Source organism: Nocardia sp. NPDC050435 (genome assembly GCF_040655395.1).
Classification (GTDB): Bacteria; Actinomycetota; Actinomycetes; order Mycobacteriales; family Mycobacteriaceae; genus Nocardia.
This window is the reverse complement of sequence record NZ_JBFAJW010000013.1, coordinates 256,603-280,391: the sequence shown is the minus strand read 5'-3', so window position 1 is coordinate 280,391 and position 23,789 is coordinate 256,603. Positions and strand designations below refer to the sequence as shown.

The window sequence follows — 23,789 nt, the reverse complement described above, 5'->3', positions numbered from 1 at the left end:
GTTCGCCCGCATGTCTCGCCGCGACGACAAAACGGTCGGCCTGATCCTCGTGACGTACCAGTCCGCCGAGGATCTACCGCCCTTTCTGGAGTCGCTGCCCGCCGCGGTCGAGCCGTACACGGTCGAGGTGATCTGCGTGGACAACACCTCGACCGACGACAGCGCCGACCTCGTCGAGGACTTCGGTGGACGCGCGATCCGCAACCGCGCCAACGTCGGTCTTTCGGCGGCGATCAATCAGGGCGCGGCCGAGACCGACGCCGAATGGCTGCTGGTGGCGAACCCGGACACCCGGCTCACCCCGGGATCGATTGCGGCACTGCTGGAAACGGCACGAGCCGACTACCGGATCGGCATGATCGGCCCGCGCGTCACCAAGCTGGACGGCACGCCCTACCCGAGCGGTCGCCGCTTCCCGTCGCTGCTGGTCGGCGTGGCGCACGCCCTGCTGGGCGGGGTCTGGCCCGGAAATCCGGCCACGCGAGCGTATTTCGGCGAACCCGTGACCACGGTCAGCGATGTCGACTGGATCTCGGGCTGCTGCATGCTGTTCCGCCGCGCGGCCTTCGATTCGGTCGACGGCATGGACGCGCGCTACTTCCTCTATTTCGAGGAGACCAAGATGGCGCTGGACATGCACCGGGCGGGCTGGCGCGTGGTGCTGGACCCGGCCGTCGAGATCCGCCACCGGGAAGGCGGCAGCATGCGGCACGCGCCGTTCCGTAAGGTGCGCGCGCATCACCGCAGCGCACTGCGGTTCTACTGCGACTATCACCGCAATTCCCCGTGGCTGCTGTTCGCGCCGCTGGTCGCCGCCGGCCTGCTGGCCCGGGGTGCGCTCGCGGCGTTGCGCACGGCGGTCCGGGCCCGCTCGGCCGGCTGACCGGTCAGCCGAGGGCGCGGATGCGATCCAGCATCGCGCGGAACTCGTTGTCGTCGGCCGGGTCCCGGGGCGGCTCCAGCGAGATGCCTTGGCACAGGCCCTGATACCACTCGGCGAGCACGCCGGGCAGGTCCGCGTAGGTGGCCTGCGGGACCAGCTGGGCGAGCATGTCCTCGGTGAGCAGCGCCGGCAGGTGCTCCCACCGTTCGGTCCGCGCCGCCTCGGCCAGAGCGGTCGCGGTGTCGCCGAGCCCGAGGCGATCGAGCGTGCCGCGGTAGGCGGGCGTGGAATAGAGGAAGGCGAGTTCCTCGCGCATCGCCGGGCGGGCCGCGGCGAGCGCCGCCGCGTCGCGGCCGGTGATCGCCTTGGGCACCACCACGATGCGCGGGAGCGCGCGATCGCGGGTGGCGGCTCCCGTCGCCAGCGCGGGCCGTACCTGTGCGGCGAGCGAGCGTGGATGCGAGCCCGTCGGGTGCGCGACGAAACCGTCGGCGACCGCGCCTGCGAGCTCGCACATCCGCACGTTCACTCCGCCGGTCCAGAGCGCGGGCGCGGCGACCGCCAGCGGGCCGGGGTTGAAGAACGGCTGCAACCGCGTGAACGTGTAATGACTGCCGCGATGCTCCAGCGGCGTGCCGTGCTGGAAGGCGGCGAAGATCGCGCGCAGCGCGTCGGCGTAATCGCCGAGCTGGGCCACCGGATCGGACCACGGCATCGAGAAGCGGCCGACGATATTGCCCCGGACCTGCGAGGAGATGCCCAGCTGGAAGCGTCCGCTGGAGAAGCGCGCCAGCTCCCAGGCCGAACAGGCGGTGAGCATCGGACTGCGCGCGAACGCCACCACCATGCTGGTGCGCACGGTCAGCCGGGTGCTGTGCTCGATCGCCAGCGCGCACACCGCGAACGGGTCGTGCACGGTCTCCGAGACGTGCACCGTGTCGAAACCCAGCCGCTCGATCCGCCGCACCCGCTCGGCGACCCGGGCCAGGCCGGTGTCGGCGGGCAGTGAGGTCACGATCTCCACGGCGGCACCACAGTGTTCATATCGACACTGTGACAGGCCGGGTCCGGGGTCAGTCGGTGACGTACCCGTTCAACGTGTTCCGCAGATCGGTGAGCAGCGCGCGGGCGGCGGTGAGACCGGAACCGTGCCACACCGAATCCTCGGCCGCGAACACCCGCTTGTCCTTGGACGCGCCCAGCTCCTTGAAATCCTCGGAGCGCAAGGTCTTCTCCCCGAAGGTCTTTCCGGAGGCGCCGTCGAAGATTACGTAAATGAGGTCGCCCTCGATCGGCTCCAGGTCGGCGGCGGGCACGTCGAAGGACGTGGCACGCTGCGCGGTGGGCCGCTGCACGCCCGCGTCGGCCAGTACCTGCCCGGCGAAGCTGTCGCTGCCCTGGACCCGCATCACGTCGCCGCTGAAGCGCACCACCGAGGCCTGGGTCTGGTTGGCGGCCAGGGCGTTACCGGTCTCGGTGGCTTCGGCGCGATAGTCGGCGAGGGCCTGCTCGGCCGCGGTGCGGCGATCCAAACCGGCGGCGTAGCCGAGGAATTCGGCCTGCCAGCCGTCGTTCGTGCCGACCAGGACGGTGGGCGCGATCCGCTGCAGCGCCTCGAAACCGGCCGGGGCCGCGCCGAGAATCAGATCGGGGCGCAGCTCGGCGATCTTGGCCAGATCGGGCTGGGCGGGCGAGCCGACGCCCGGGACCGGCAGCACGCCGTACCCGAGATACTGCGGTTGCGCCCGCGGGCCGTCCAGGGTGACCGCGCCGACGACGCGCTCCCACAGGCCGACCGCGCACGTCGCGTCCAGTGCCGCCGTGGACAGCACCACGATGCGCTGCGGATCGGCCGGCACCTGCGACACCCCGCCCGCGTGCGTGACGGCGCGGGTGCCCCCGGCCTGGTCGGGTGTGCTGGGCAGCGGGCAGGCCCGGGTGGTGTCGCGTTCCACGCCGACCACGCCGGCCCCGGCGATATTGGTGGTGGTGCGGACGATCGAACTCGCGTCGTCGGCCTTGCCGCCGCAGGCCGTGAGCAAGGCCAGCACCGCGGCGCAGGCCGCCAGGGTGCGGAAACGGCGGAATTCGAACTGGTTTCGGGTGCGATCCATGACGCTCACCGGCATGCCGGAGAGGGTACATGCACCGGATCCGGCGCCGGTCGCGCATCCGGGCGGGCGCGCGACCGACGACCGTTCAGGCCGCGTCGCCGCCGAGATTGAACCGGGCGCCGGTCACGTCGGTGACCGTGGCCATGCGGCCGTAGGGGGTATCCATCGCGGGGGCGACGACCGCGCCGCCGAGCTCGACGACCCGCGCCACCGCCTTGTCGACATCGTCGGCGCCGAAGTACACCGACCAGGAGGCGGGCACGCCCTCGGGCAGGAACTCGGTCGCGTCCATCACCCCGCCCAGCATCGGGCTGGTGGAATGGATGGTGCTGTAGCGGAATCCCGGCGCCTCCGGCATGGCGAACACGTCGTCCCAGCCGAACACGTCGCGGTAGAACGACAGGGCGCCCTGGTAATCGCGGGTGTGCAGCTCGAACCAGGAGGGCGCGCCCGCGGCGTCGGTCCACTTGCCGCCCTCGACCAGGGCGGCGGTCTCGATGCCGGCGTGCGTGCCCGGCTGCCAGATGCCGACGCCCGCGCCCCCGGAGTCGCCGAGGATCGCCATGACGCCGAGATCGCCCACGTCCATGGGCTCCACGACGACCAGTCCGCCGTGCTCGGTGGCCGCGGCGGCGGTCGCGCGCGCGTCGGGGGAGAGCAGGTACACGGTCCACTGATCGGGACCGTCCACGCCGTCCTCGGTCTTGCCCATGGCGCCGCCGACGGCCTTGCCGTCCTTGCGGAAGGTGATGTAGCCGCCGAATTCCGCGCCGGCGCGCTCGGCGGTCCAGCCGAAGAGCTCGCCGTAGAAGGCGATGCTGGCCTCGGGGTCGGTGGTGTAGAGGTCGACCCAGATCGGGTCGCCCGGCTTGGGGTGAGTCATTGGCACAATCTCCTGTCCGGTGATGAAACACTCTCTGCGGATAGAGACGGCACGGCTCGGTGGAAATCATCGTCGCACGCCAGAGGAGGTGCGCGGGCCCCGCGGCCGACACCGGCGACCAACGAAATACGACACAGAGTAGGACCCGTGCGGATCCCTGCGGCAGCACGGTTTACGATCTCAGGAGCGCAAGCGAACTGTCGTCTGTCCGGACGCCGGAGGGTCACTCCGGGCGGATGCGAGCAGCGGAGCCTGCGGAGCGACCTAAAGGCACCTTCAGGAGGATCAGTGACTGCGGTAGAGCCCCAGCCAGTCCAGTTGGAAGCGACTCGGCCGTATCCGGCTCGGACCGGGCCGAAGGGTTCGTTCATCTACAAGGCGGTCACCACGACCGACCCGAAGGTCCTCGGCGTCATGTACCTCGTGACCGCGATGACGTTCTTCATGATCGGCGGCCTGATGGCCCTGCTGATGCGTACCGAGCTCGCGCGCCCCGGCATGCAGTTCCTGTCGGCCGAGCAGTTCAACCAGCTGTTCACCATGCACGGCACGATCATGCTGCTGTTCTACGCCACCGCGATCGTCTTCGGCTTCGCCAATATCATTCTGCCGCTGCAGATCGGCGCCCCCGATGTCGCCTTCCCGCGCCTGAACGCCTTCAGCTACTGGCTGTACCTGTTCGGCGCCTCGATGGCGACGGCCGGGTTCATCACCCCGGGCGGCGCGGCCGACTTCGGCTGGACGGCGTACTCGCCGCTGACCGACATCGTGCACTCGCCCGGCGTGGGCGGTGACCTGTGGATCATGGGTCTGGCCGTCTCCGGTCTGGGCACCATCCTCGGTGGCGTCAACATGCTGACCACGGTCGTCGTCCTGCGCGCTCCGGGCATGACCATGTTCCGGATGCCGATCTTCACCTGGAACATCGCCGTCACCGCGGTGCTCGTGCTGCTCGCCTTCCCGCTGCTGACCGCCGCCCTGATGGGTCTGGCCGTGGACCGGCACCTGGGCGGTCACATCTACGACCCGGCCACCGGCGGCGTCCTGCTCTGGCAGCACCTGTTCTGGTTCTTCGGCCACCCCGAGGTGTACATCATCGCGCTGCCGTTCTTCGGCATCGTCTCCGAGATCTACCCGGTGTTCTCGCGTAAGCCGATCTTCGGTTACACCACGCTGGTCTACGCGACGCTCGGTATCGCCGCCCTGTCCATCGCGGTGTGGGCGCACCACATGTACGCCACCGGCGCCGTGCTGCTGCCGTACTTCTCGTTCATGACGTTCTTGATCGCGGTTCCGACCGGTGTGAAGTTCTTCAACTGGATCGGCACCATGTGGCGTGGTCAATTGACCTTCGAGACACCGATGCTGTGGTCCATCGGCTTCCTGGTGACCTTCCTCTTCGGTGGTCTGTCGGGCGTCATCCTGGCCTCGCCGCCGCTGGACTTCCACGTCACCGACTCGTACTTCGTGGTCGCGCACTTCCACTACGTGCTCTTCGGCACCATCGTGTTCGCCACCTTCGCCGGCATCTACTTCTGGTTCCCGAAGATGACCGGTCGCATGATGGACGAGCGTCTGGGCAAGTGGCACTTCTGGACCACCTTCGTCGGCTTCCACACCACCTTCCTGGTGCAGCACTGGCTGGGCGCCGAGGGCATGCCGCGCCGCTACGCCGACTACCTGCCCTCGGACGGCTTCACTTCGCTGAACACGATCTCCACGATCGGCGCGTTCATCCTGGGCGCCTCGATGCTGCCGTTCGTCTGGAACGTCTTCAAGAGCTACCGCTACGGCGAGGTCGTCACGGTGGACGATCCGTGGGGCTACGGCAACTCGCTGGAGTGGGCCACCACCTGCCCGCCGCCGCGGCACAACTTCTACGAACTGCCGCGCATCCGCTCCGAGCGTCCCGCGTTCGAGCTGCACTACCCGCACATGGTCGAGCGCATGCGCGCCGAGGCCCACGTGGGCTGGGGCTCGGGCAAGCACTCGCACGCGGTCACCGAGGACGCGGTAGCCGCTAAGTAGTATTTCCGACGACGACGTGTGCACCTGCTGGTCACCAGCGGGTGCACACGCGTTTGAGGACCTAGTTACGCCCCTTTTCGGTCAGCGACAACGGCGACGCAGCACAGGGAGGGCACACACCAATGGAGCAGGACTTGGCTGACACCACCGTTCTCGTCACCGTCACCGGCCCCGACCGGCCGGGTGTGACGTCCGTGCTGCTCGCGGCGATGTCGCGGCACCAGGTGAGCCTGCTGGACGTGGAGCAGGTCGTCATCCGCGGCCGGCTCACGCTGGGCGTGCTGATCACCTGCCCGCACGATCCCGAGGCGTTGCAGGACGAGCTCGAAGAGGCGATGAACACTGTCGGCATGCAGGTCGACGTGGAGGTCGGCGCGGCGATCGGCCGGCAGCCGATGTCGACGCACGCGGTGGTCATCCTGGGCGCGCCGGTCACCGCCCGCGCGTTCAGCGCGGTGTCGCGGCAGCTGGCCACGCTCGGCGCGAATATCGACACCATCCGCGGCATCGCCGACTACCCGGTCACCGGCATGGAGTTGCTGGTCACCGCGACCGACACCGGCGCGGACACCGATTCCCGGCTGCGCACGGCGCTGGCCGAGGTCGCGGTCGCCGAGCAGGTCGACGTGGCGGTCGAGCGGGCCGGGCTGGCCCGCCGGTCCAAGCGGCTGATCGTCTTCGACGTGGACTCGACACTGATCCAGGGCGAGGTGATCGAGATGCTGGCCGCGCACGCCGGCGTCGAGGACGAGGTCCGCCAGGTCACCGAGGCGGCGATGCGCGGCGAGATCGATTTCGCGGAGTCGCTGCGCCAGCGGGTGGCCACGCTGGAGGGACTGGACGAATCGGTGATCGAGGAGGTCGCCGACCGGATCGAGCTGACGCCCGGCGCGCGCACCACCATTCGCACGCTGCGCCGGATCGGCTACCGCTGCGGCGTGGTGTCCGGCGGCTTCCGCCAGGTGATCGAACCGCTGGCGCACGAACTGGAACTGGATTTCGTGCAGGCCAACACCTTGGAGATCAAGGACGGCAAGCTGACCGGCCGGGTCGTCGGTGAGATCGTCGATCGGGCTTTCAAGGCCACCGCGCTGCGCAAGTTCGCCGCCGAGGCGGGGGTGCCGATGGAGCAGACCGTGGCGGTCGGCGACGGCGCCAACGACATCGACATGCTCAACGCCGCGGGGCTCGGCGTCGCGTTCAACGCCAAGCCGGCGTTGCGCGAGGTGGCCGACGCGGCGCTGTCGCACCCGTATCTGGACGCTGTGCTGTTCATTCTCGGCGTCACCCGCGACGAGGTGGAGGCCGCCGACGCCCGCGACGGCGGCGTCCGCCGGGTGCCACTGGTCGGCACCTGATCGACACGGGTTGCCCGGCGGTTACTCGGCCCGTACCTCTGTAGGCTTGGGCGAGTTGACCATTCGGCGATCGGAGGCGTGGTGCGGAAATCCCTCGTGGTGCTGCTGCTCGGTCTGACGGTCGCCGCCTGCGGCACCGAGGAGCCCGCCGCGCGCACCGTGGAGCCGGACACCTCGGCGCGCACCGTGACGCAGCAGACCACGCCGCCGGAGGGCACGATGACGGTGACCGAAGCCGACAACGGCCAGGAGCGCACGCTGAAGGCGGGGCAGCGGGTGGCGCTGCGGTTGCCGTCGAATCCGTCCACCGGCTACGGCTGGCAGGTGGTCGAGGTCGACGACAATGTCGTCGAGCAGGTCGGGGATCGGGAATACGTGTCGGATCAACCGGTCATGCCCGGTACGCCGGGCACCGAGGTGTGGACCTTCGCGGGCCGCGCCGCGGGGGTCACCCAGCTCCGGATGGAATACAAGCGTCCCTGGGAACAGGGTGTGGAGCCGGCGAAGACGTTCTCCCTGGTGTTGGTGGTGGTGTGATGAGTACCGAATTGTCCGTGCCGGACGCTGGTTTCGCGTTCCGGCACGCGGAGCTGGCGCGCGGCTACGGCGGTGCGGGTGATCCGGCCGACCCGGATCAGGTGCAGGCGATGCCGATGGTGCTGCACCTGCCGAAGGCGGAGCCGCCGCCGCGCAGCGCGCTGCTCGCCGCCGCGGCGACGGCGGTGGTCGCGCTGTGCATGGATCCGCGGGTGGGTCCCGAGGGGCCGTGGGAGCAGCGCTATCTCGACTGGAAGCGGTCGCGGATCCGCAAGGTGGCCCGCCGCGCCCGGGGCGCGCACTGGGCGGCCGCGAACGAGGTGGACGGCGTCACCGTCGAGATCGACGGCGCGCAGGCCCGGGCGCTGGTGCCGAGTGCGGTCAGCGCGGTGGACCCGCGGATCAAACGGTTGCAGATCGGCGGGACCGATCTGGAGCACGACGAGCCCGGCCCGGCCGATCCGGAACTGCCGGTGCTGTGGGTGAATTCGGCGCTGGAGATGACGCTCGGCAAGGCGGCCGCGCAGGTCGGGCACGGGAGCATGCTGCTGGCCGGTGCGCTGTCGGTGGCGCGGCTCAGACGCTGGGCGCGCAGCGACTACCGCTGCTCGGTGCGCGAGGCCGACGCCGCGCGCTGGCGGGAGTTGTCGGACCAGGTGGCCGCCGGCACCGCCGTGGCGGTGCGGGACGCGGGTTTCACCGAAGTCGCCCCGGGTTCGCTGACGGTGATCGCGGTGCCCGCGGAGACCTGGTAGCCGGAAAACGTAAACCCCGGTATCACGGCATATTTCGGAGTTTTGTCCGGTTCGAACTCGGAACGTCGAGTGTGGCTCACTCAAATCTGGGTAAATGTGACGGAACAGGGTCGTACCAATGCTAGTTACGCACCGTGCTGGTTCGGAGGATAAGTCATCATGACCATGCTGATGCTCATTCTTGCCGGGTGGGTGGCTTTGTCGTTGCCGCTCGCCTTTCTGGTCGCCCGGATGTTCCGCACCACCCCGCCCGCCGATCGCCCGCGTCAGGGTCGCCTGACACTGCGGGCCCGGATCCTGCGTGTCCGCGATCGAATGCCGCGTTCGGCCCGCCCGGCGTGGGTCGGTCGCTCATCCGCAACGCATTTGGGCCAAGATGGAGCGCGTGCCGCAACCGGATCCCGATCTGCTCATTGATTTCACCGATGTGACCGTCCGACGCTCAGGCCATACCCTGGTCGGTCCGGTCACCTGGCAGGTCGAGCTCGACGAACGCTGGGTCGTCCTCGGACCCAACGGCGCGGGCAAGACCTCACTGCTCCGCATGGCCGCCGCCGAATTACACCCCACTTCGGGCCAGGCCAATCTGCTCGGCGAGATACTCGGCAAAACCGATGTCTCCGAACTTCGTCCACGGATCGGACTGTCCTCCGCCGCGATCGCCAGCCGGGTGCCGCGCGAGGAGAAAGTCAGCGATCTGGTGGTCTCGGCCGGTTACGCGGTGCTCGGGCGCTGGCGCGAACGCTACGACGACATGGACACCGACCGCGCCATCGACATGCTGGAAAGCCTGGGCGCCGAGCACCTTTCCGATCGCACCTACGGCACCCTGTCCGAGGGCGAGCGCAAACGGGTGCTGATCGCGCGGGCGCTGATGACCGATCCGGAACTGCTGCTGCTGGACGAGCCCGCCGCGGGCCTGGATCTCGGTGGCCGGGAGGAGTTGGTGGAGCGCCTCGGCGATCTGGCCGCCGACCCGGACGCGCCGGCCATGGTGCTGGTGACCCATCACGTCGAGGAGATTCCGCCGGGCTTCACCCACGGCCTGCTGCTCAACGAGGGCGAGGTCATCGCGCAGGGTCTGCTCAGCGACGTGCTGACCGCGGAGAACCTGAGCGACGCGTTCCGCCAGTCGATCGCGCTGGATCGGGTGGACGGGCGCTACTTCGCCCGCCGCGCGCGGCGGGCGGGCAAGCACCGGCACCGCTGAGACCGAGCTCACCAAGCACGCGTTAGGGTGCAAAGGTGAGTGAGAAGTCTGAGGCAGTGCCGCTGAAGGACGCGTCCACGGTGATGCTGGTGCGTGACGGGGCCGCGGGCCCGGAGGTGTTCCTGCAGCGCCGAGTCGGGGCCATGGCCTTCGCCGCCGGGATGACGGTGTTCCCGGGTGGCGGCGTCGACGCGTCCGACGGCACCGCCGACATCGCCTGGTCCGGCCCCGGTCCGGACTGGTGGGCCGAGCGGTTCGGCACCACCGAACCGCGGGCCAAGGCGCTGGTCTGCGCGGCGGTGCGCGAGACCTTCGAGGAATGCGGCGTGCTGCTGGCCGGGCCCACCGCCGACACCGTGGTCTCCGACACCGGCGTCTACCGGGACGCGCGGGGCAGGCTGGAACGCCGCGAGCTGTCGCTGGCCGCGTTCCTGGCCGAGTCGGACCTGGTGCTGCGCGCCGATCTGCTGTTGCCCTGGGCGAACTGGATCACTCCGGTCGTCGAGCAGCGTCGCTACGACACCCGCTTCTTCGTCGCGGTGCTGCCCGCGGGCCAGCTCGCCGACGGCGCGACCTCCGAGGCCGACCACGTGCAGTGGCGCACCCCGGCCCAGGCCCTGGACCGCTGGCGCGCGGGCGAGGACATCCTGCTCCCGCCCACCTGGTCCCAGCTGGACGCGCTGAGCCGATTCGCCTCCACCGCCGAGATTTTCGCCGCCGAGGTGGTGATCGATCCGATCATGCCGGTGCTCACCCAGGTCGACGGTGCGCACGTGCTGAACTTCCCGGACAACAAGCGGTACTTCGCCGATCTGCCGGACCAGAGCAAGCTGCGCGGTTCGCTGCGCGGCTGAGCCGACTCCGGTCGCCGAGTTCCGGTAGAACCCACTCGTCCCACTCTGAGCGACAAACCTCGACAATTCTTCGGAGTTGTCGCTCGGAGTGGGACGCAACGGGGAATGCCCCGCCGCTAGGCGAGCAGTTTGTAGCGGCTGTACTGGGTGACCAGATAGCCAAGCGACTCGTACAGCCGCAGCGCCGGGGTGTTCTCGGCGAAGACGTGCAGTCCGAGCGTCGTGGTTCCGGCGGCGAGGGCGACCCGCTCGGCGAGCAGCATCAGACTGCGGCCGTGCCCCCGGCCGCGGTACGGCTCGGCGACCTTGACGTCGTAGACGAACGCGCCGTTCGCGTCGCGTCGCGCCACCCAGACGTGCCCGACCGGACCGCCGTCGTGCTCGAGCACGCGGAACCAGGTGCCGGCGGTGCCGAGCCCCTCGGGCAGGTTGTCGCGGTTGTCGGCCTCGGCCTTGCTGCGGGCCTGCTCGGGACTCAGGCCCCGATCGATCCAATCCTGGGTGTACTCGGCGAGTTCGGCGCGCTGCCACGGCTCGAACTCCGCTTCGGTCATCGGCCGCGCTCGGACCTCCGGCGGTAGCGCGGGCGGGTTGGCGGGCAGGCGTTTGACCATGTTGCGGCTGCGCTCGCGATAGCCGAGCGCGGTGCTCAGGCGCAGACCCGCGTCGGCGTCGGCGGGGACGGTGATCGTCACCTGCGTGCACCCCCAGCCCTGCAACACCTCCTCGGCGGCGAGCACGGCGATCGCCCCGCGACCCTTGCGCCGCTCGTCCTCGTCGATGCGCAGCGCCCGGATCGTGCCGACGCCGGGGCCGTAGCGCGGCATGGTCGCGATCCGGATCAGGCCGACGCGCCTGCGGTTCACGCACACGTCGTAGGCGCGGGAGCGCGCGCCCGCGCCGTCCAGCTGCATCGGCTGCGTGGGCCGAATTGTGGTGGTCATCAACGCCGTTGTACCGCGTGCGCGGCCGCTTGTCGCGGGATGCGCGAACTCCGGCGCGGGCGGCGGGCGGTAGGTTGCGTCCCATGGCCGAATTCGTGACCCTCGAGCTGCCCGCCGACCGTGGTGTGGCTGTGCTGCGGATGAACCGTCCGCCGATGAACCGGATCAGCGTGCAGCTGGTCCGGGAGGTCGCCGCGGCCGCCGCGACGGTCGCGGCCGATGCGCGGGTGGCGGCGCTGGTCGTCTACGGCGACGAGCGGGTGTTCTCGGCCGGCGACGAGCTCGCCGAACTGGCGGAGCTCACCCCCGAGCAGGCCGCGGCGATGGCCGCCGACGTGCAGGCCGGGCTGGGCTGCCTGGCCCGGGTGCCGCAGCCGACGGTCGCCGCGATCAGCGGGTACTGCCTGGGCGCGGGCCTGGAGCTGGCGCTCGGCGCGGATCGCCGGATCATCGGCGACAACGTGAAACTCGGCCTGCCGCAGATCGAATCCGGCCTCATCCCGCTCGCGGGCATCCGGCGGCTGTCGCTGCTGATCGGTCCGGGCCCGGCCAAGGACCTGGTCTACACCGGCCGCTTCGTGGAGCCGGCGGAGGCGGAGCGGCTCGGTCTGGTCGACGAGGTGGTGGCCCCGGACGAGGTGTTCAACGCGGCACTGCGCTGGGCGGAGCGGTTCGTGAACGGTCCGACCCGGGCGCTGGCCGCGGCCAAGGCGGTCTTCGAGGCGGGGCCGCACGGCCTGGATCGGGCGCGCACGGAATGGGCCGCGCTGTTCGGCACCGAGGACGCGCGCATCGGCACGCGCGGCTACCTCGCGGACGGTCCCGGCTCGGCCGCTTTCACGGGTCGCTGATTCGGGCGGCGCGCTGGCCTGGACAGATCCGCAGATAGGAACAGGTTTCAGTCTGCTCCGGCGTCCGGAAAGATCCCAATCGGTGGCCCGATTGCTGGCCTCATCTGGGGATTTGGGTAGGCTACCCGACCATGACGGTACGCCCCGACGACCCCGCGCCGAACCCGCACGCCACCGAGGCCGAGGTCGAAGCAGCGCTCAAGGACACAAAGCTCGCCCAGGTCCTCTACCACGACTGGGAAGCCGAGACCTACGACGACAAATGGTCCATTTCCTATGACGAGCGCTGTATCGAATACGCCCGCGGCCGGTTCGACGCGGCGGTCGGCCCGGCTCCGCTGCCCTACGACAAGGCGCTCGAGCTGGGGTGCGGTACCGGCTTCTTCCTGCTGAACCTGATGCAGGGCGGGGTCGCCAAGTCCGGTTCGGTCACCGACCTGTCCCCGGGCATGGTCAAGGTCGCGCTGCGCAACGCGCAGAACCTGGGCCTGGACGTGGACGGCCGGGTCGCCGACGCCGAGACCATCCCGTACGAGGACGACACCTTCGACCTGGTGTGCGGCCACGCCGTGCTGCACCACATCCCCGATGTGGAGCTAGCGCTCAAGGAGTGCCTGCGGGTGCTCAAGCCGGGCGGCCGTTTCGTCTTCGCGGGCGAGCCGACCACCATCGGCAATCTCTACGCCCGCCGGCTCGGCCAGGCCACCTGGAAGCTCACCACCGAGATCACCAAGCTGCCGTTCCTGTCCGGCTGGCGGCGTCCGCAGACCGAGCTCGACGAGTCCTCGCGCGCCGCGGCGCTGGAGGCGGTCGTGGATCTGCACACCTTCGATCCGCGTGAACTCGAGGCGATGGCCACCTCGGCCGGCGCCGTCGACGTGAAAGCCACGACCGAGGAGTTCGCGGCGGCGCTGTGGGGCTGGCCGGTGCGCACCTTCGAGGCCGCCGTGCCCGACGAGAAGCTGACCATGGGCTACCGCATGGCGCAGTACAAGGCCTGGCTGGCGCTGAGCAAGCTGGACGACAAGGTGCTCAAGCACGTCGTGCCGCGGCAGTTCTTCTACAACGCGATGATCACCGGCGTGAAGCCGGGCGCCGCGGCCAAGTAGGTGGGGTACGGCTTCAGCCGCGAGGATGTCGCCTTTCTGACCGGTGCGGCGGGCGCTGCCGCACTGGCCGAGGTGGACCGGCTGGAGCTCACCGCCGCGACGCACCTGCGCGATCTGGAGCGGGTGCGCCGGGCGCACGGCGCGTTCGCGGCGGCCCTGATCGACACGGTGCGCTTGCGCCGCAAGGCGAGCGCCAAACTCACGGGCGCGGGCGAGTGGCTGTTCACCGACGACGCGTTGCAGCAGGCGACGCCGACGCTGGTGGCCCGGGCCCGGGCCGAGCGCCTGGCGGGCCGGGCCGTGCACGACGTGACCTGCTCGATCGGAGCGGAGCTGGCCGAACTGGCCCGCGTCTGCCCGGCGGTGCTCGGCACCGATCTCGACGACGTGCGCCTGCGCATGGCCGCGCACAATCTGGCGCAGCCGGCCGGGGCGCGAAATATCTTGGTGGCCAAGGCCGACGCGCTCGTGCCGGTCAGCCGCGACACCGTCGTCATCGCGGATCCGGCCCGCCGCGCGGACGGCCGCCGCACCCACGATCCGGCCAAGTTGCAGCCGCCGCTGCCCGATCTGCTGAGCGCCTACGCGGGCCGCGACATCGCCGTGAAGTGCGCTCCCGGGCTGGATTTCGACAGCCTGGACTGGACCGGTGAGGTCGAGGTCGTCTCGCTGGACGGCGCGGTCCGCGAAGCGTGCCTCTGGTCCGCGGGCCTGGCCGAATCCGGCGTCACCCGGCGCGCCACGGTGCTGTCGAGCACCGGCTCCCCGATCGTGGTCACCGACGCCGCACCCGAGGAGCTCCCCGAGCGCGCACCCGGCGAGTGGATCGTCGACCCCGACGGCGCGATCGTCCGCGCGGGCCTGGTGCGCCACTACGCCGCGAAACACGGCCTCTGGCAACTGGATCCGCAGATCGCCTATCTCACCGGCGATCACGTGCCGGACGGCCTGCGCGGTTTCCGCGTCCTGGACCGCCTGGAACTGCGCGAGAAGTCGCTGCGCCAGGAGCTGGCCCGGCGCGAGTGCGGCACCCTGGAGATCCTGGTGCGCGGCGTCGACGTCGATCCGGACGCGCTGCGTAAACGACTCAAACTCCGTGGGACACAGTCCTACACGCTGGTGCTCACCCGCATCGGCCGCGCCGGCGTCGCGTTCCTGTGCACCGCGCACCGCATGCCCTGAGCGGGACTCACTTCTCCGGTTCGAAGGCGAAGACCTCGCCGATGCGCGTGGCGACGACGATCTCGCCCTCGGGGCCGACCGAGGTGCCCGTGGTGCTGCCCTTGGCGTCGGGCAGCGGATCGGAATCCTCGGTGGCTCCGGTCTTGGTGTCGAACGTGATCAGGTTGAGGCCCTCGCCGATGGCGGCGGTGGTGTAGCCGACGCCGCCGGCGGTCTGCACGGGGTTGCCGCGCAGCATGATGTCCTTGCGCTCCCAGGCGATCTCGGCGACCTCGCCCTTGTCGCGCACGGCCATCAGGTAGCCGTCGTCGCCCGCGGGCATGATCAGCCCGGAGTTCGCGACCGAGATCCCGCCGCGGGGCGCCCATTCCAGGTTCTGCACCCATTTGGTGCGCCCGTCGGCGGTGTCCACCGCGATCAGCCGCTTGCTGTTGTCGCCGAGGTAGAGCGTCTTGCCGTCCGAGGACAGCGCGGGGCTGGTGGCGCTGCCGCCGGTCAGCATCTCCGCGCTCCACTCCTGCTGGATCCGGCCGTCGTGATAGCGCAGCGCGACCAGGGCGGCCGCGGGCTGTCCGGGCTTCCACAGCGTCAGGTAGAAGCGGCCGGAGTCCGCGTCGACGGCGGAGATGTTGGCGACCGGGCAGTACGGCCCGCCGGTGGTGCAGTCGTCCAGGCCCTGACCCGCGGCCGGGCGGGTGAGGCCGGGATTCTCCAGGAAATCCGGCTCGCCCAGCAGTTGCAGGGTGGACACGACGCGGGCGCCGGTCTGGCGGCTGAGCACGTCGACCTGACCGGACTGGGTGACGGTGAGCAGGTTGCCGTCGCCGGTGAACTGCACCGAGACCGGCACCCCGGAAACCGGTGTGCGCCAGCGCGGCTGGCCGAGGTAGTTGAGCGAGTTCACCGCGCCGTCGTCGCCGACGTAGACATTGGTGGCACCGTCGACCACCGAGGGCGAGGCGATCGCGCTCGGGCCCAACTGGTTGCAGAATCGCTTGCGGCCGGTGGGCATCTGGAACGAGAGCAGAGCACAGTTGTTGGCGGTACGCGTGGTGAGGAACATCTGTCCCTCGGGGCCGATGGTGATCGGTTGCTCGATCGGGCCGGCGGCGGGCCGGGACCAGCTCAGCGCCATCTTGCGGGCGCCGACCACGGGCGTCGCCCCCGCGTTGCGGCCGTCGTGATGCACGGCGGGCCAGCCGGATCCCGAACCGACCTTGATGTCGTCGACGTCGGTGCCGCAGCCGGCCACCGTCATCGCGCCGAGGGCCGCGAGCACGGCCATCGCCTGCATCCGGGATCGCGTACGCACCTGGTTTTCTCCCCTCGGGTCGATGGCCGAGGGCAAGAGTAGTCGGTAGCCGACGGGCTTCGAAGCGCACCCCATTAAGCTGTCAGCCGATGGACAACCCAGGGCCCGGCCCTGCGGAACACGACGGGAGACGGTTCGTGACGAGCATGTGGGGCGCACCGTTGCGCTCGCGGTGGCGGGGTTCGCGCCGCCGGGATCCGCAGCAGGCGCGATTTCTGACGATGGCCTCGCTGCGCTGGGTGCTCGCCAACCGCGCGTACACGCCGTGGTACCTGGTCCGGTACTACCGGTTGTTCAAGTTCAAGCTGACCAACCCGCACATCGTGCTGCGCGGCATGGTGTTCCTGGGCAAGCGTGTGGAGATCCACGCCACCCCCGAGCTGGGGCGGATGGAGATCGGCCGCTGGGTGCACATCGGCGACGGCAACGCCATCCGCTGCCACGAGGGCTCGCTGCGCATCGGCGACAAGGTGGTCTTCGGCAAGGACAACGTCGTCAACACCTACCTCGACATCGAGATCGGCGAATCGACGCTGGTCGCGGACTGGTGCTACATCTGCGATTTCGACCACCGGATGGACGACATCACCATGCCGATCAAGGATCAGGGCATCGTGAAGAGCCCGGTCCGCATCGGCCCCGACACCTGGATCGCGGCCAAGGTGACGGTGCTGCGCGAGACCACGGTCGGGCGCGGCTGCGTGCTCGGCGCGCACGCCGTGGTCAAGGGCGACATCCCGGACTACGGCATCGCCGTCGGCGCGCCCGCCAAGGTCGTCAAGAACCGCAAGGCCGCCTGGGAGGCGGGTGCCGAGGAGCGCGCCAAATACCTTGCCGCGCTGGAGGACATCGAGCGCAAGAAGAACGGCGTCGCCCAGCAGGCGTAGTTCGCCGTCGTTGTCGGGGTTGCCGGGTACGGTCGGCGCATGACCGGATACGCGGCGCTGTTGCGCGGGATCGCACCCAGCAACCCGAACATGACCAACGACAAGCTGCGCGGAGTCTTCGAGAAGCTGGGCTTCGAGAAGGTGGCCTCGGTCCTGGCCAGCGGCAATATCGTCTTCCACAGCGCGGAATCGGATGTGCCCGCTCTGGAACGGCAGATCCAGCAGGCCCTGAACGCCGAGCTCGGCATCGGCGGCGGCACGATCATCCGCACGCACGCCGAGCTGCAGACGCTGCTCGACAGCGACCCGTTCCCGGGGCTGACCCACGGCCGGGGCACCTATCTCACCGCCACCTTCCTCAAGGACGGCACCAAGGCCCCGGTCGAGCTGCCGGATCAGCCCGATCCGCTGGTGCGGGTCGTCGGCTTCGACAAGCCCGCGCGGGTGTTCCTCTCGATCATCGACAACAGTGAGCCGGGCAAGACGCCCGATTTCATGACCTGGCTGGACAAGACCTACGGCAAGGACATCACCACCCGCACCTGGCTCACCGTGCAGCGCATCGTCAAGAAGCTGGACAGCCTCGGGTGAGATCGCTGCCGCGGCTGCTGCTCCCGGCGTGCGCCGCGTTCACGGTGGGCGCGTGTGCCGCCGATGTCGAGGCGGCGCACTACCCGGAAATGCCGATGACGTGCGCTCAGGCCACCACCGCGACGCGGGCGGCGCTCAGCGCGTTCGCCGGTGCGCTCGACGATCCGGCGCGACTGCTGACCGAGCTGCCGCGCCGGATCAGCGACAGCGATCCCGCCGATTTCCTGAACTACGAGCCGCGGTTGTGCGAAATCCGATACCGGGCGGCCGATCCGGAGGCCGTCCTGCCCGGCGCGCCGGTCGAGCGGTCGGTGCTGGTGAGTTTCGAGCGGTATCAGACCGCCGCCGAACGCGGCACGCGCAGCGCGGATCCGGTCGGCGACGCCCGTGATCGGCTGGCGCGCACCGAAGAAGCGCAACTCGAATCGCGGCACTTCGCGGATCTCGGCGACGGCGGCTTCGCCTTCGACTCCTTCGACCGGTCAGGCTCCTCGGTCCTGTTCCGGCGCAGCAACATACTCGTCCTGATCGGCCCGCGCGGCGTCGACGCCCCGGCCGCGGCACTGGACCTGGCGGCCCAGCGGGCGGCCGCCGAGGCGATCGCCCGCGCGGTCGCGGCCGCACTGCCCGGCCGTTAGACCGGGTTGTTCGGATCCCGTTCCGGCAGGGGGCGTTCCACGATGACGGGGCGGCCGAGCGGGTTGCGCACACGGCGCTTGGCCGAGTGGTAGACCTGCGCGGTCTCCGCCGCGACGACGTCCCAGGCGAAGTCGGCGGTGAGCCGGTCGCGGGCGGCGTAGGCGCGCGACTGCGCGGCGGCCGGGTCGTCGAGGGTGACGCAGACGGCTTCGACCAAGCCGTTGACATCGGCGGGTTCGAACGAGGCGCCGGTGACGCCGTCGATCACCGCCTCACCCAAACCGCCCGCGGTGGAGGTGATCAGGGGTGCGCCGGCCGCGGCCGCCTCCAGCGCGACGATGCCGAAGGGCTCGTACCGGCTGGGCAGGACGACGGCGTCGGCTCCGTGCAGCCAGCCCAGCAGCTCGGAGTGGTCGAGTTGCCCGGCGAAGTTCACCGCGCGCGCCACGCGGTGCACGCGCGCGCGTTCCCGCAGCCACTCGAACTGGGTGCCGACTCCGGCCAGGGTCAGCGTGGTGCCGGGGTGGGCGCGGCGGATGCGGGGGAGCGCGGCGATCGCGTCCTGCACGCCCTTCTCGTATTCCAGGCGGCCGACGTAGAGCAGCCGGGGCGGCCCGCTGCGCGGCGCGCGCGGCCGGAAGGTCCACGCGCCCACGTCGATTCCGTTGCGGATCACCGTCATCGGGATGCGCTCGGGGCCGTAGAGCCGCTCCACCTCCTCCTGCATGGAGCCGGAACAGGTGATCAGCGCGTCGGATTCGTTGGCCAGCCACCACTCCACCGAGTGCACCTGCTTGTTGACCCGCCCCGCGACCCAGCCGCTGTGCCGGCCGGCCTCGGTGGCGTGGATGGTGGAGACCAGGGGCACGTCGTAGTACTCGGCCAGTGCGATGCCGGGGTGCGCGACCAGCCAGTCGTGGGCGTGCACGACATCGGGGGTCCAGCCCTCGCCGATGCCGGGTTTGCCCAGCGCGACGCCCGCGCGCACCATGGCGTGGCCCATGGCCAGCGTCCAGGCGAGCATGTCCTCGCCGAAGTCGAAGCACGGCGGGTCCTCGGCGACCGCGACCACCAGCACACCGTCGGCGACGTAGGAGTGCGTGGGGTGGGTCGCGGAGTCGGTGCCGGAGGGGCGGCGCGAGAGCACGACCACCTCGTGGCCGGCGGCGGCCAGTTCGGTAGCCAGGTGATGCACGTGGCGACCGAGCCCACCGACCACGACCGGCGGGTACTCCCACGACACCATCAAGATCTTCATGTATGTCCTTCTGAAGCGGATCCTGGTTCCGCAGAGCTGTCTTCCGAACCGACAGCGAGGGCCTGTTCCGGCACGGCGGCCGCATGTCCGGCCCCGAGCCTTCTGGCATCCAGCCCGGGGAAGAGTCCGTCGGCCGCACCCCATCCTGCCGCCAACCGGTGTGCTTTGGCGAGTTGACCCGCGCCCACCGCGGCCGCGATCTCCCGGACGGCGTGCGCGTGCTGGTGCGCCCGCTCCCGGGCGTATCCGGCGGCGGAGTCCTTGGAAACCATGAACGCCCAGTCGCTCTGCACCGCGAGGATCGCTTCGCGCAGCAACTGGTCGGCGACGGGGTCGCGCAGCGCGGGCCCGGTGTCGGCGGCCCGCATCTTGTCGAGGGTGTCGAGGGTCAGGCGGACGATGTCGTCGTTGAGTTCGACCAGGTCACGCACCTGATCGCCGGCCCAGACCCGCCAGTCCTTGCCGGAGCCCCAGGACGAGTCGGTCAGCTGCACGGGTTCCCCGACGTAGCCGTTGGCGCGGGCGTCGGCCAGGGTGCCGACGGTGACGCCCGCCTCGGGCAGTTTGCGCAGCACCTGGGCCAGCCACTGCGGACCCTCGTGCCACCAGTGACCGAACAGTTCGGTGTCGAAAGCGGCCACTACCAGGGCCGGACGGCCGATCCGCGCGGATTCGGCGAGCAGCCGCTCGCGCACGGTCTGCACGAAATCGTCGACGTCGCGGACGACGGCCGCCGCGGCGAGCTCGGGATCGTAGGGAGCCTTGTCCGGGCCCGCCACCGTCTTGCCGGTGACCCGCGCCGGTTTCAGTCCGGTGGCGTGATCATAGTGATGGAAATCACGGTAGGCGCCGTGGCCGGGGTAGCCGGATTTCGGCGACCAGACCCGATAGCTGACGTGCAGATCCCGGCCGAAGGCGACCACGTCGGCGTCGCGCACCGGGCGACCGAGGCTGCTGTCGCCGCGCAGCGACGGACCATCGACCATGAAATGCGTCACACCCGCGGCGTCGTATTCGACCTCCATGCCCGGGGTGAAGCCGCACTCCGGCGCCCAGATTCCGGTGGGCGTGTGGCCCCAGCGGTGCCGGGCATCGGCCAGGCCCTCGGCCAGCTCGAACCGGCGCAGCCGGGAGTCCAGCAGCGGCTGGAACGGATGGGCGAGCGGTCCGCCGAGCAACTCGATCGTCCCGGCTTCGATCAGCCCGCGCCACACCGGCGCCGCCCCGTGCCGCCAGTGCTGCTCGAACTCGGCCAAAGCCGTTGCGGCCAGCCGGTGTTCGTGCCGGCCCAGCGCCACGTTGCCGGCCTTGGCGGCCTCGTCGGCGCGCAGCTGCCAGTTGCCCAGCCAGTGGTGCATGCCCGACAGGCAGTGCGGATCGTCCAGCTGCGCCGCCAGCACCGGCGTGATGCCCAGGCTCAGCAGATGCGAGCGGCCTTCGGCGGCAAGCGTTCTGAGCACCTGGACCACCGGAAGGTAGGTGGCGGCCCAACTCTGGTACAGCCATTCCTCGCCGACCGGCCAGCGGCCGTGATGCGCCAGCCACGGCAGGTGCGAGTGCAGTACCAGCGAGAACTGGCCCGGGACCTGGTCGCTCACGCGGGTTTCACCGCGATGGCGAGCAGATCGAGGCTGGCGTCGATGTCGGCGGGGTCGATCGTGAAGTCGTCGATGGTGATGCCGGCGACGTCGGCGGTCAGCTCGGCGGGCCACGGCTCGCCGGCCAGCGCCCGTTCGATCTGCGCGTCGATGAACGAGCCGCCGTGCTTGGCGTCCAGCGCCTTCAGGCTCGGACCGTGGTGCACGCCGGTCATCAGCGACACCTCGAAACCGGCGTCCACCAGCAGCTCGGTCAGTTCGGCGGCATTGAGCTCGCGGGTGTGGAACGGGTTGAGCGGGGTGTCGCGGCCCGGGGAGAAGGTGATCCGGTTCGGGGTGCTGATCAGCAGCTCGCCGCCCGGGCGCAGCACGCGCAGGCATTCGCGCAGGAACTGGCTCTGATCCCAGAGGTGCTCGATGACTTGGAAATTCACCACGATGTCGACCGAGGCGTCCGGCAGCGGCAGGGCGGCGAGGTTGCCCTGGATCATCTCCACCCGCGGGTAGCGCGCGCGGACGTGCTCGACGGCGCTGGTGTCGTAGTCCAGGCCGGTCACCTTCGCGGCCACGCCGGCGATCATGTCCGCGCCGTAGCCTTCGCCGGAACCGGCCTCCAGCACGGTTTTTCCGCCGCAGCGCGGCAGCAGGCGGGCGTAGACGATCTCGTGCCTGCGGAACCAGTAGTTCTCCTCGGCGATGCCGGGGACGGTGCGCTCGCCGGTCAGCGGCAGCGTTTCGACAGCAGGGTTCGCGGCAACATCGTCCGATAGTGCGGCAGGGATCACAGCCTCGCTCATCTTCCTGACGTTAGCCGAGCCGAAAATGCCCGATACCTGCGGCCGGGCGTTCCGGATCAGTGCACGTGGAGGAGAGTTGCGGTAGCGAGGCCGCTAAGTTACCCATGAGTAACTTAACGTAGGGTAATGTCACGCCAGAGCTCAACAATCGGACGTACGGCGCAGGTCGTGCGGCCACCCGGATACACGCCCCCAGAACAGGAGGTCGACGAAGACCGATGCCGAACATCGTCGTACTCATCAAGCAGGTTCCTGACACCTGGTCCGAGCGCAAGCTGACCGATGGTGACTACACCCTCGACCGCGAAGCCGCCGACGCCGTCCTGGACGAGATCAACGAGCGCGCTGTCGAAGAGGCGCTGCTGATCAAGGAGGCGCAGGGCGGCGAGGTCACCGTGCTGGCCGCCGGTCCGGACCGCGCCACCGAGGCCATCCGCAAGGCGCTGTCCATGGGCGCCGACAAGGCCATCCACATCAACGATCCGGCGATCCACGGCTCCGACGCCGTGCAGACCGCCTGGGTGCTGGCCAGCGCGCTGGGCCAGGTCGAGGGCGTCGAGCTGGTCATCGCCGGCAACGAGGCCACCGACGGCCGCGCCGGCGCCGTGCCCGCGATCATCGCCGAGTACCTCGGCCTGCCGCAGCTGACCCACCTGCGCAAGCTGGTCATCGACGGCGACAAGATCACCGGCGAGCGCGAGACCGACGACGGCGTCTTCAAGCTGGAGGCCACCCTGCCGGCCATCGTCTCGGTCACCGAGAAGATCAACGAGCCGCGCTTCCCCTCCTTCAAGGGCATCATGGCCGCCAAGAAGAAGGAAGTGCAGACCTTCACGCTGGCCGACCTGGGCGTCGACCCGTCGACCGTGGGCGTCGCGAACGCGGGCACCGCCGTGACCGCCGCCACCCCGAAGCCCCCGCGCACCGCCGGCGAGAAGATCACCGACGAAGGCGACGGCGGCACCAAGATCGCCCAGTACCTCGTCGGCCAGAAGATCATCTGACCTCGCCGCCCGAGACTGCTTAGGAGAGAACACAAATGGCAGAAGTACTTGTGCTCGTCGAGCACGCCGACGGTGCGATCAAGAAGGTCAGCACCGAACTGCTCACCGCCGCGTCCGCGCTGGGCGAGCCCGCCGCCGTGGTGCTCGGCACCGCCGGCACCGGTGAGAAGCTGGCCGACGCGCTGGCCGCCGCGGGCGCCGCGAAGATCTACATCGCCGAGTCCGACGATGTCGAGAACTACCTGGTGACCCCGAAGATCGACGTGCTGGCCGGTCTGGTCGAGTCGGTCTCCCCGGCCGCCGTGATCGTTGCCGCCACCGCCGAGGGCAAGGAAGTTTCGGGTCGCCTGGCGGCTCGGATCGGCTCCGGCCTGCTGGTCGACGTCATCGACGTCAAGGCCGACGGCACCGCCGTGCACTCCATCTTCGGTGGCGCGTTCACCGTCGACGCCAAGGCCACCGGCGACGTGCCGGTGATCTCGGTGCGCCCGGGCGCCGTCGAGGCCAAGGCCGACGCCGGTGCGGGCGAGAAGGTGACCATCGAGGTCCCGGCCCAGGAAGAGGGCGTCGTCAAGGTCACGGCGCGCGAGCCGATCGTCGCCGGCGACCGTCCGGAGCTCACCGAGGCGAACATCGTCGTCTCCGGTGGCCGTGGCGTCGGCTCGGCCGACAACTTCGCGGTCGTCGAGACGCTGGCCGACTCGCTCGGTGCCGCCGTCGGCGCCTCGCGTGCCGCGGTCGACTCGGGCTACTACCCGGGCCAGTTCCAGGTCGGTCAGACCGGTAAGACGGTTTCGCCGCAGCTCTACATCGCCCTGGGCATCTCCGGCGCCATCCAGCACCGCGCCGGTATGCAGACCTCGAAGACCATCGTCGCGGTCAACAAGGACGAAGAGGCGCCGATCTTCGAGATCGCCGACTACGGCATCGTGGGCGACCTGTTCAACGTCGCGCCGCAGCTGACCGAAGCGGTCAAGTCGCACAAGGGCTGATTC

At 70.0% G+C, this 23,789-nt stretch carries 23 protein-coding genes; 15 read left to right on the top strand and 8 right to left on the bottom strand.

Annotated features, from left to right (window positions below):
• The first annotated feature begins 10 nt into the window (after positions 1 to 10).
• Complete coding sequence (locus AB0I43_RS34600; protein WP_356977893.1) at positions 11 to 883, top strand: glycosyltransferase family 2 protein; 873 nt, start codon at positions 11 to 13, stop codon at positions 881 to 883.
• A 4-nt stretch (positions 884 to 887) separates the two neighbouring features.
• Here the strand turns inward: AB0I43_RS34600 and AB0I43_RS34595 are convergent, their stop codons facing one another.
• From AB0I43_RS34595 to AB0I43_RS34585, 3 genes are all read right to left on the bottom strand, one after another.
• Positions 888 to 1,907, bottom strand: a complete 1,020-nt coding sequence (locus AB0I43_RS34595; protein WP_356977891.1) for a TIGR03617 family F420-dependent LLM class oxidoreductase — start codon at positions 1,905 to 1,907, stop codon at positions 888 to 890.
• 49 nt (positions 1,908 to 1,956) lie between these two features.
• Positions 1,957 to 3,012, bottom strand: a complete 1,056-nt coding sequence (locus AB0I43_RS34590; RefSeq protein ID WP_356977890.1) for an ABC transporter substrate-binding protein — start codon at positions 3,010 to 3,012, stop codon at positions 1,957 to 1,959.
• A gap of 70 nt (positions 3,013 to 3,082) precedes the next feature.
• Complete coding sequence (locus tag AB0I43_RS34585) at positions 3,083 to 3,880, bottom strand: VOC family protein (protein WP_356977889.1); 798 nt, start codon at positions 3,878 to 3,880, stop codon at positions 3,083 to 3,085.
• Between the two features lie 288 nt (positions 3,881 to 4,168).
• On the opposite strand from AB0I43_RS34585, the gene ctaD reads away from it, so the two are divergent.
• The 6 genes from ctaD (at position 4,169) to AB0I43_RS34555 (ending at position 10,622) form a co-directional block, all read left to right on the top strand.
• Positions 4,169 to 5,908: a cytochrome c oxidase subunit I gene (gene ctaD / locus AB0I43_RS34580; protein WP_356977888.1), complete on the top strand. Its 1,740-nt coding sequence runs from the start codon at positions 4,169 to 4,171 to the stop codon at positions 5,906 to 5,908.
• Positions 5,909 to 6,030: 122 nt separating this feature from the next.
• Positions 6,031 to 7,266: a phosphoserine phosphatase SerB gene (gene serB, locus AB0I43_RS34575; RefSeq protein WP_356977887.1), complete on the top strand. Its 1,236-nt coding sequence runs from the start codon at positions 6,031 to 6,033 to the stop codon at positions 7,264 to 7,266.
• Positions 7,267 to 7,347: 81 nt separating this feature from the next.
• Positions 7,348 to 7,803 (top strand): protease inhibitor I42 family protein, encoded by a 456-nt coding sequence (locus AB0I43_RS34570; RefSeq protein WP_356977886.1) that lies wholly within the window; start codon positions 7,348 to 7,350, stop codon positions 7,801 to 7,803.
• Positions 7,803 to 8,558 carry a peptidyl-tRNA hydrolase gene (locus AB0I43_RS34565; protein ID WP_356977884.1) on the top strand — a complete coding sequence of 252 codons (756 nt, stop codon included), beginning with the start codon at positions 7,803 to 7,805 and terminating at the stop codon, positions 8,556 to 8,558. Before AB0I43_RS34570 ends, AB0I43_RS34565 begins: the two co-directional genes overlap by 1 nt.
• A gap of 376 nt (positions 8,559 to 8,934) precedes the next feature.
• On the top strand, positions 8,935 to 9,768 hold the full coding sequence (locus tag AB0I43_RS34560; RefSeq protein ID WP_356977883.1) for an ABC transporter ATP-binding protein: 834 nt from the start codon (positions 8,935 to 8,937) through the stop codon (positions 9,766 to 9,768).
• An 83-nt stretch (positions 9,769 to 9,851) separates the two neighbouring features.
• On the top strand, positions 9,852 to 10,622 hold the full coding sequence (locus tag AB0I43_RS34555; protein WP_356977969.1) for an NUDIX hydrolase: 771 nt from the start codon (positions 9,852 to 9,854) through the stop codon (positions 10,620 to 10,622).
• Positions 10,623 to 10,738: 116 nt separating this feature from the next.
• Here the strand turns inward: AB0I43_RS34555 and AB0I43_RS34550 are convergent, their stop codons facing one another.
• The gene (locus tag AB0I43_RS34550) at positions 10,739 to 11,566 is read right to left on the bottom strand and encodes a GNAT family N-acetyltransferase (RefSeq protein ID WP_356977881.1); all 828 of its coding nucleotides are present in this window, start codon (positions 11,564 to 11,566) and stop codon (positions 10,739 to 10,741) included.
• A gap of 83 nt (positions 11,567 to 11,649) precedes the next feature.
• On the opposite strand from AB0I43_RS34550, the gene AB0I43_RS34545 reads away from it, so the two are divergent.
• The 3 genes from AB0I43_RS34545 to AB0I43_RS34535 all read left to right on the top strand — a co-directional run bounded on the left by AB0I43_RS34545 (position 11,650) and on the right by AB0I43_RS34535 (position 14,708).
• Positions 11,650 to 12,417, top strand: a complete 768-nt coding sequence (locus AB0I43_RS34545) for an enoyl-CoA hydratase-related protein (RefSeq protein ID WP_356977879.1) — start codon at positions 11,650 to 11,652, stop codon at positions 12,415 to 12,417.
• A 131-nt stretch (positions 12,418 to 12,548) separates the two neighbouring features.
• Complete coding sequence (locus AB0I43_RS34540) at positions 12,549 to 13,526, top strand: class I SAM-dependent methyltransferase (protein ID WP_356977877.1); 978 nt, start codon at positions 12,549 to 12,551, stop codon at positions 13,524 to 13,526.
• Complete coding sequence (locus tag AB0I43_RS34535) at positions 13,527 to 14,708, top strand: class I SAM-dependent methyltransferase (protein WP_356977876.1); 1,182 nt, start codon at positions 13,527 to 13,529, stop codon at positions 14,706 to 14,708.
• Positions 14,709 to 14,715: 7 nt separating this feature from the next.
• On the opposite strand, the gene AB0I43_RS34530 is transcribed toward AB0I43_RS34535, so the two are convergent.
• Entirely contained in the window at positions 14,716 to 16,020 is a 1,305-nt protein-coding gene (locus AB0I43_RS34530) for a PQQ-binding-like beta-propeller repeat protein (RefSeq protein WP_356977875.1), read from the bottom strand.
• Positions 16,021 to 16,157: 137 nt separating this feature from the next.
• Here AB0I43_RS34530 and AB0I43_RS34525 point away from each other — a divergent pair, with 137 nt between their 5' ends.
• Genes AB0I43_RS34525 through AB0I43_RS34515 form a run of 3 tightly spaced genes read left to right on the top strand, consistent with a single transcriptional unit; the run spans position 16,158 to position 18,136 of the window.
• Positions 16,158 to 16,907, top strand: a complete 750-nt coding sequence (locus AB0I43_RS34525; RefSeq protein WP_356977873.1) for an acyltransferase — start codon at positions 16,158 to 16,160, stop codon at positions 16,905 to 16,907.
• 39 nt (positions 16,908 to 16,946) lie between these two features.
• Positions 16,947 to 17,498 (top strand): DUF1697 domain-containing protein, encoded by a 552-nt coding sequence (locus AB0I43_RS34520; protein WP_356977872.1) that lies wholly within the window; start codon positions 16,947 to 16,949, stop codon positions 17,496 to 17,498.
• Positions 17,495 to 18,136 (top strand): hypothetical protein, encoded by a 642-nt coding sequence (locus AB0I43_RS34515; RefSeq protein ID WP_356977870.1) that lies wholly within the window; start codon positions 17,495 to 17,497, stop codon positions 18,134 to 18,136. The genes AB0I43_RS34520 and AB0I43_RS34515 overlap by 4 nt, the downstream gene beginning before the upstream one ends.
• Here AB0I43_RS34515 and AB0I43_RS34510 read toward each other — a convergent pair.
• Genes AB0I43_RS34510 through AB0I43_RS34500 form a run of 3 tightly spaced genes read right to left on the bottom strand, consistent with a single transcriptional unit; the run spans position 18,133 to position 21,790 of the window.
• Positions 18,133 to 19,395: a glycosyltransferase family 4 protein gene (locus AB0I43_RS34510; protein WP_356977868.1), complete on the bottom strand. Its 1,263-nt coding sequence runs from the start codon at positions 19,393 to 19,395 to the stop codon at positions 18,133 to 18,135. The two genes, AB0I43_RS34515 and AB0I43_RS34510, sit on opposite strands and share 4 nt — an antisense overlap.
• Positions 19,392 to 20,993, bottom strand: a complete 1,602-nt coding sequence (locus AB0I43_RS34505) for a glycoside hydrolase family 57 protein (RefSeq protein ID WP_356977866.1) — start codon at positions 20,991 to 20,993, stop codon at positions 19,392 to 19,394. Before AB0I43_RS34505 ends, AB0I43_RS34510 begins: the two co-directional genes overlap by 4 nt.
• Complete coding sequence (locus AB0I43_RS34500; RefSeq protein WP_356977864.1) at positions 20,990 to 21,790, bottom strand: class I SAM-dependent methyltransferase; 801 nt, start codon at positions 21,788 to 21,790, stop codon at positions 20,990 to 20,992. Before AB0I43_RS34500 ends, AB0I43_RS34505 begins: the two co-directional genes overlap by 4 nt.
• A gap of 218 nt (positions 21,791 to 22,008) precedes the next feature.
• Here AB0I43_RS34500 and AB0I43_RS34495 point away from each other — a divergent pair, with 218 nt between their 5' ends.
• Positions 22,009 to 22,794: an electron transfer flavoprotein subunit beta/FixA family protein gene (locus AB0I43_RS34495; RefSeq protein ID WP_356977862.1), complete on the top strand. Its 786-nt coding sequence runs from the start codon at positions 22,009 to 22,011 to the stop codon at positions 22,792 to 22,794.
• Positions 22,795 to 22,829: 35 nt separating this feature from the next.
• Complete coding sequence (locus AB0I43_RS34490) at positions 22,830 to 23,786, top strand: electron transfer flavoprotein subunit alpha/FixB family protein (RefSeq protein ID WP_356977860.1); 957 nt, start codon at positions 22,830 to 22,832, stop codon at positions 23,784 to 23,786.
• Positions 23,787 to 23,789: the final 3 nt, after the last annotated feature.

Excerpts from the sequence above, each read along its gene's own strand:
- AB0I43_RS34565 (WP_356977884.1), top strand. The coding sequence starts at position 7,803 with ATGAGTACCGAATTGTCCGTGCCGGACGCTGGTTTCGCGTTCCGGCAC.
- AB0I43_RS34585 (WP_356977889.1), bottom strand. The coding sequence starts at position 3,880 with ATGACTCACCCCAAGCCGGGCGACCCGATCTGGGTCGACCTCTACACC.
- AB0I43_RS34520 (WP_356977872.1), top strand. The coding sequence starts at position 16,947 with ATGACCGGATACGCGGCGCTGTTGCGCGGGATCGCACCCAGCAACCCG.
- AB0I43_RS34540 (WP_356977877.1), top strand. The coding sequence starts at position 12,549 with ATGACGGTACGCCCCGACGACCCCGCGCCGAACCCGCACGCCACCGAG.
- AB0I43_RS34510 (WP_356977868.1), bottom strand. The coding sequence starts at position 19,395 with ATGAAGATCTTGATGGTGTCGTGGGAGTACCCGCCGGTCGTGGTCGGT.
- AB0I43_RS34555 (WP_356977969.1), top strand. The coding sequence starts at position 9,852 with ATGCTGGTGCGTGACGGGGCCGCGGGCCCGGAGGTGTTCCTGCAGCGC.
- AB0I43_RS34600 (WP_356977893.1), top strand. The coding sequence starts at position 11 with ATGTCTCGCCGCGACGACAAAACGGTCGGCCTGATCCTCGTGACGTAC.
- AB0I43_RS34550 (WP_356977881.1), bottom strand. The coding sequence starts at position 11,566 with ATGACCACCACAATTCGGCCCACGCAGCCGATGCAGCTGGACGGCGCG.
- AB0I43_RS34500 (WP_356977864.1), bottom strand. The coding sequence starts at position 21,790 with ATGAGCGAGGCTGTGATCCCTGCCGCACTATCGGACGATGTTGCCGCG.
- AB0I43_RS34590 (WP_356977890.1), bottom strand. The coding sequence starts at position 3,012 with ATGCCGGTGAGCGTCATGGATCGCACCCGAAACCAGTTCGAATTCCGC.
- serB (WP_356977887.1), top strand. The coding sequence starts at position 6,031 with ATGGAGCAGGACTTGGCTGACACCACCGTTCTCGTCACCGTCACCGGC.
- AB0I43_RS34490 (WP_356977860.1), top strand. The coding sequence starts at position 22,830 with ATGGCAGAAGTACTTGTGCTCGTCGAGCACGCCGACGGTGCGATCAAG.
- AB0I43_RS34495 (WP_356977862.1), top strand. The coding sequence starts at position 22,009 with ATGCCGAACATCGTCGTACTCATCAAGCAGGTTCCTGACACCTGGTCC.
- AB0I43_RS34545 (WP_356977879.1), top strand. The coding sequence starts at position 11,650 with ATGGCCGAATTCGTGACCCTCGAGCTGCCCGCCGACCGTGGTGTGGCT.
- AB0I43_RS34560 (WP_356977883.1), top strand. The coding sequence starts at position 8,935 with ATGGAGCGCGTGCCGCAACCGGATCCCGATCTGCTCATTGATTTCACC.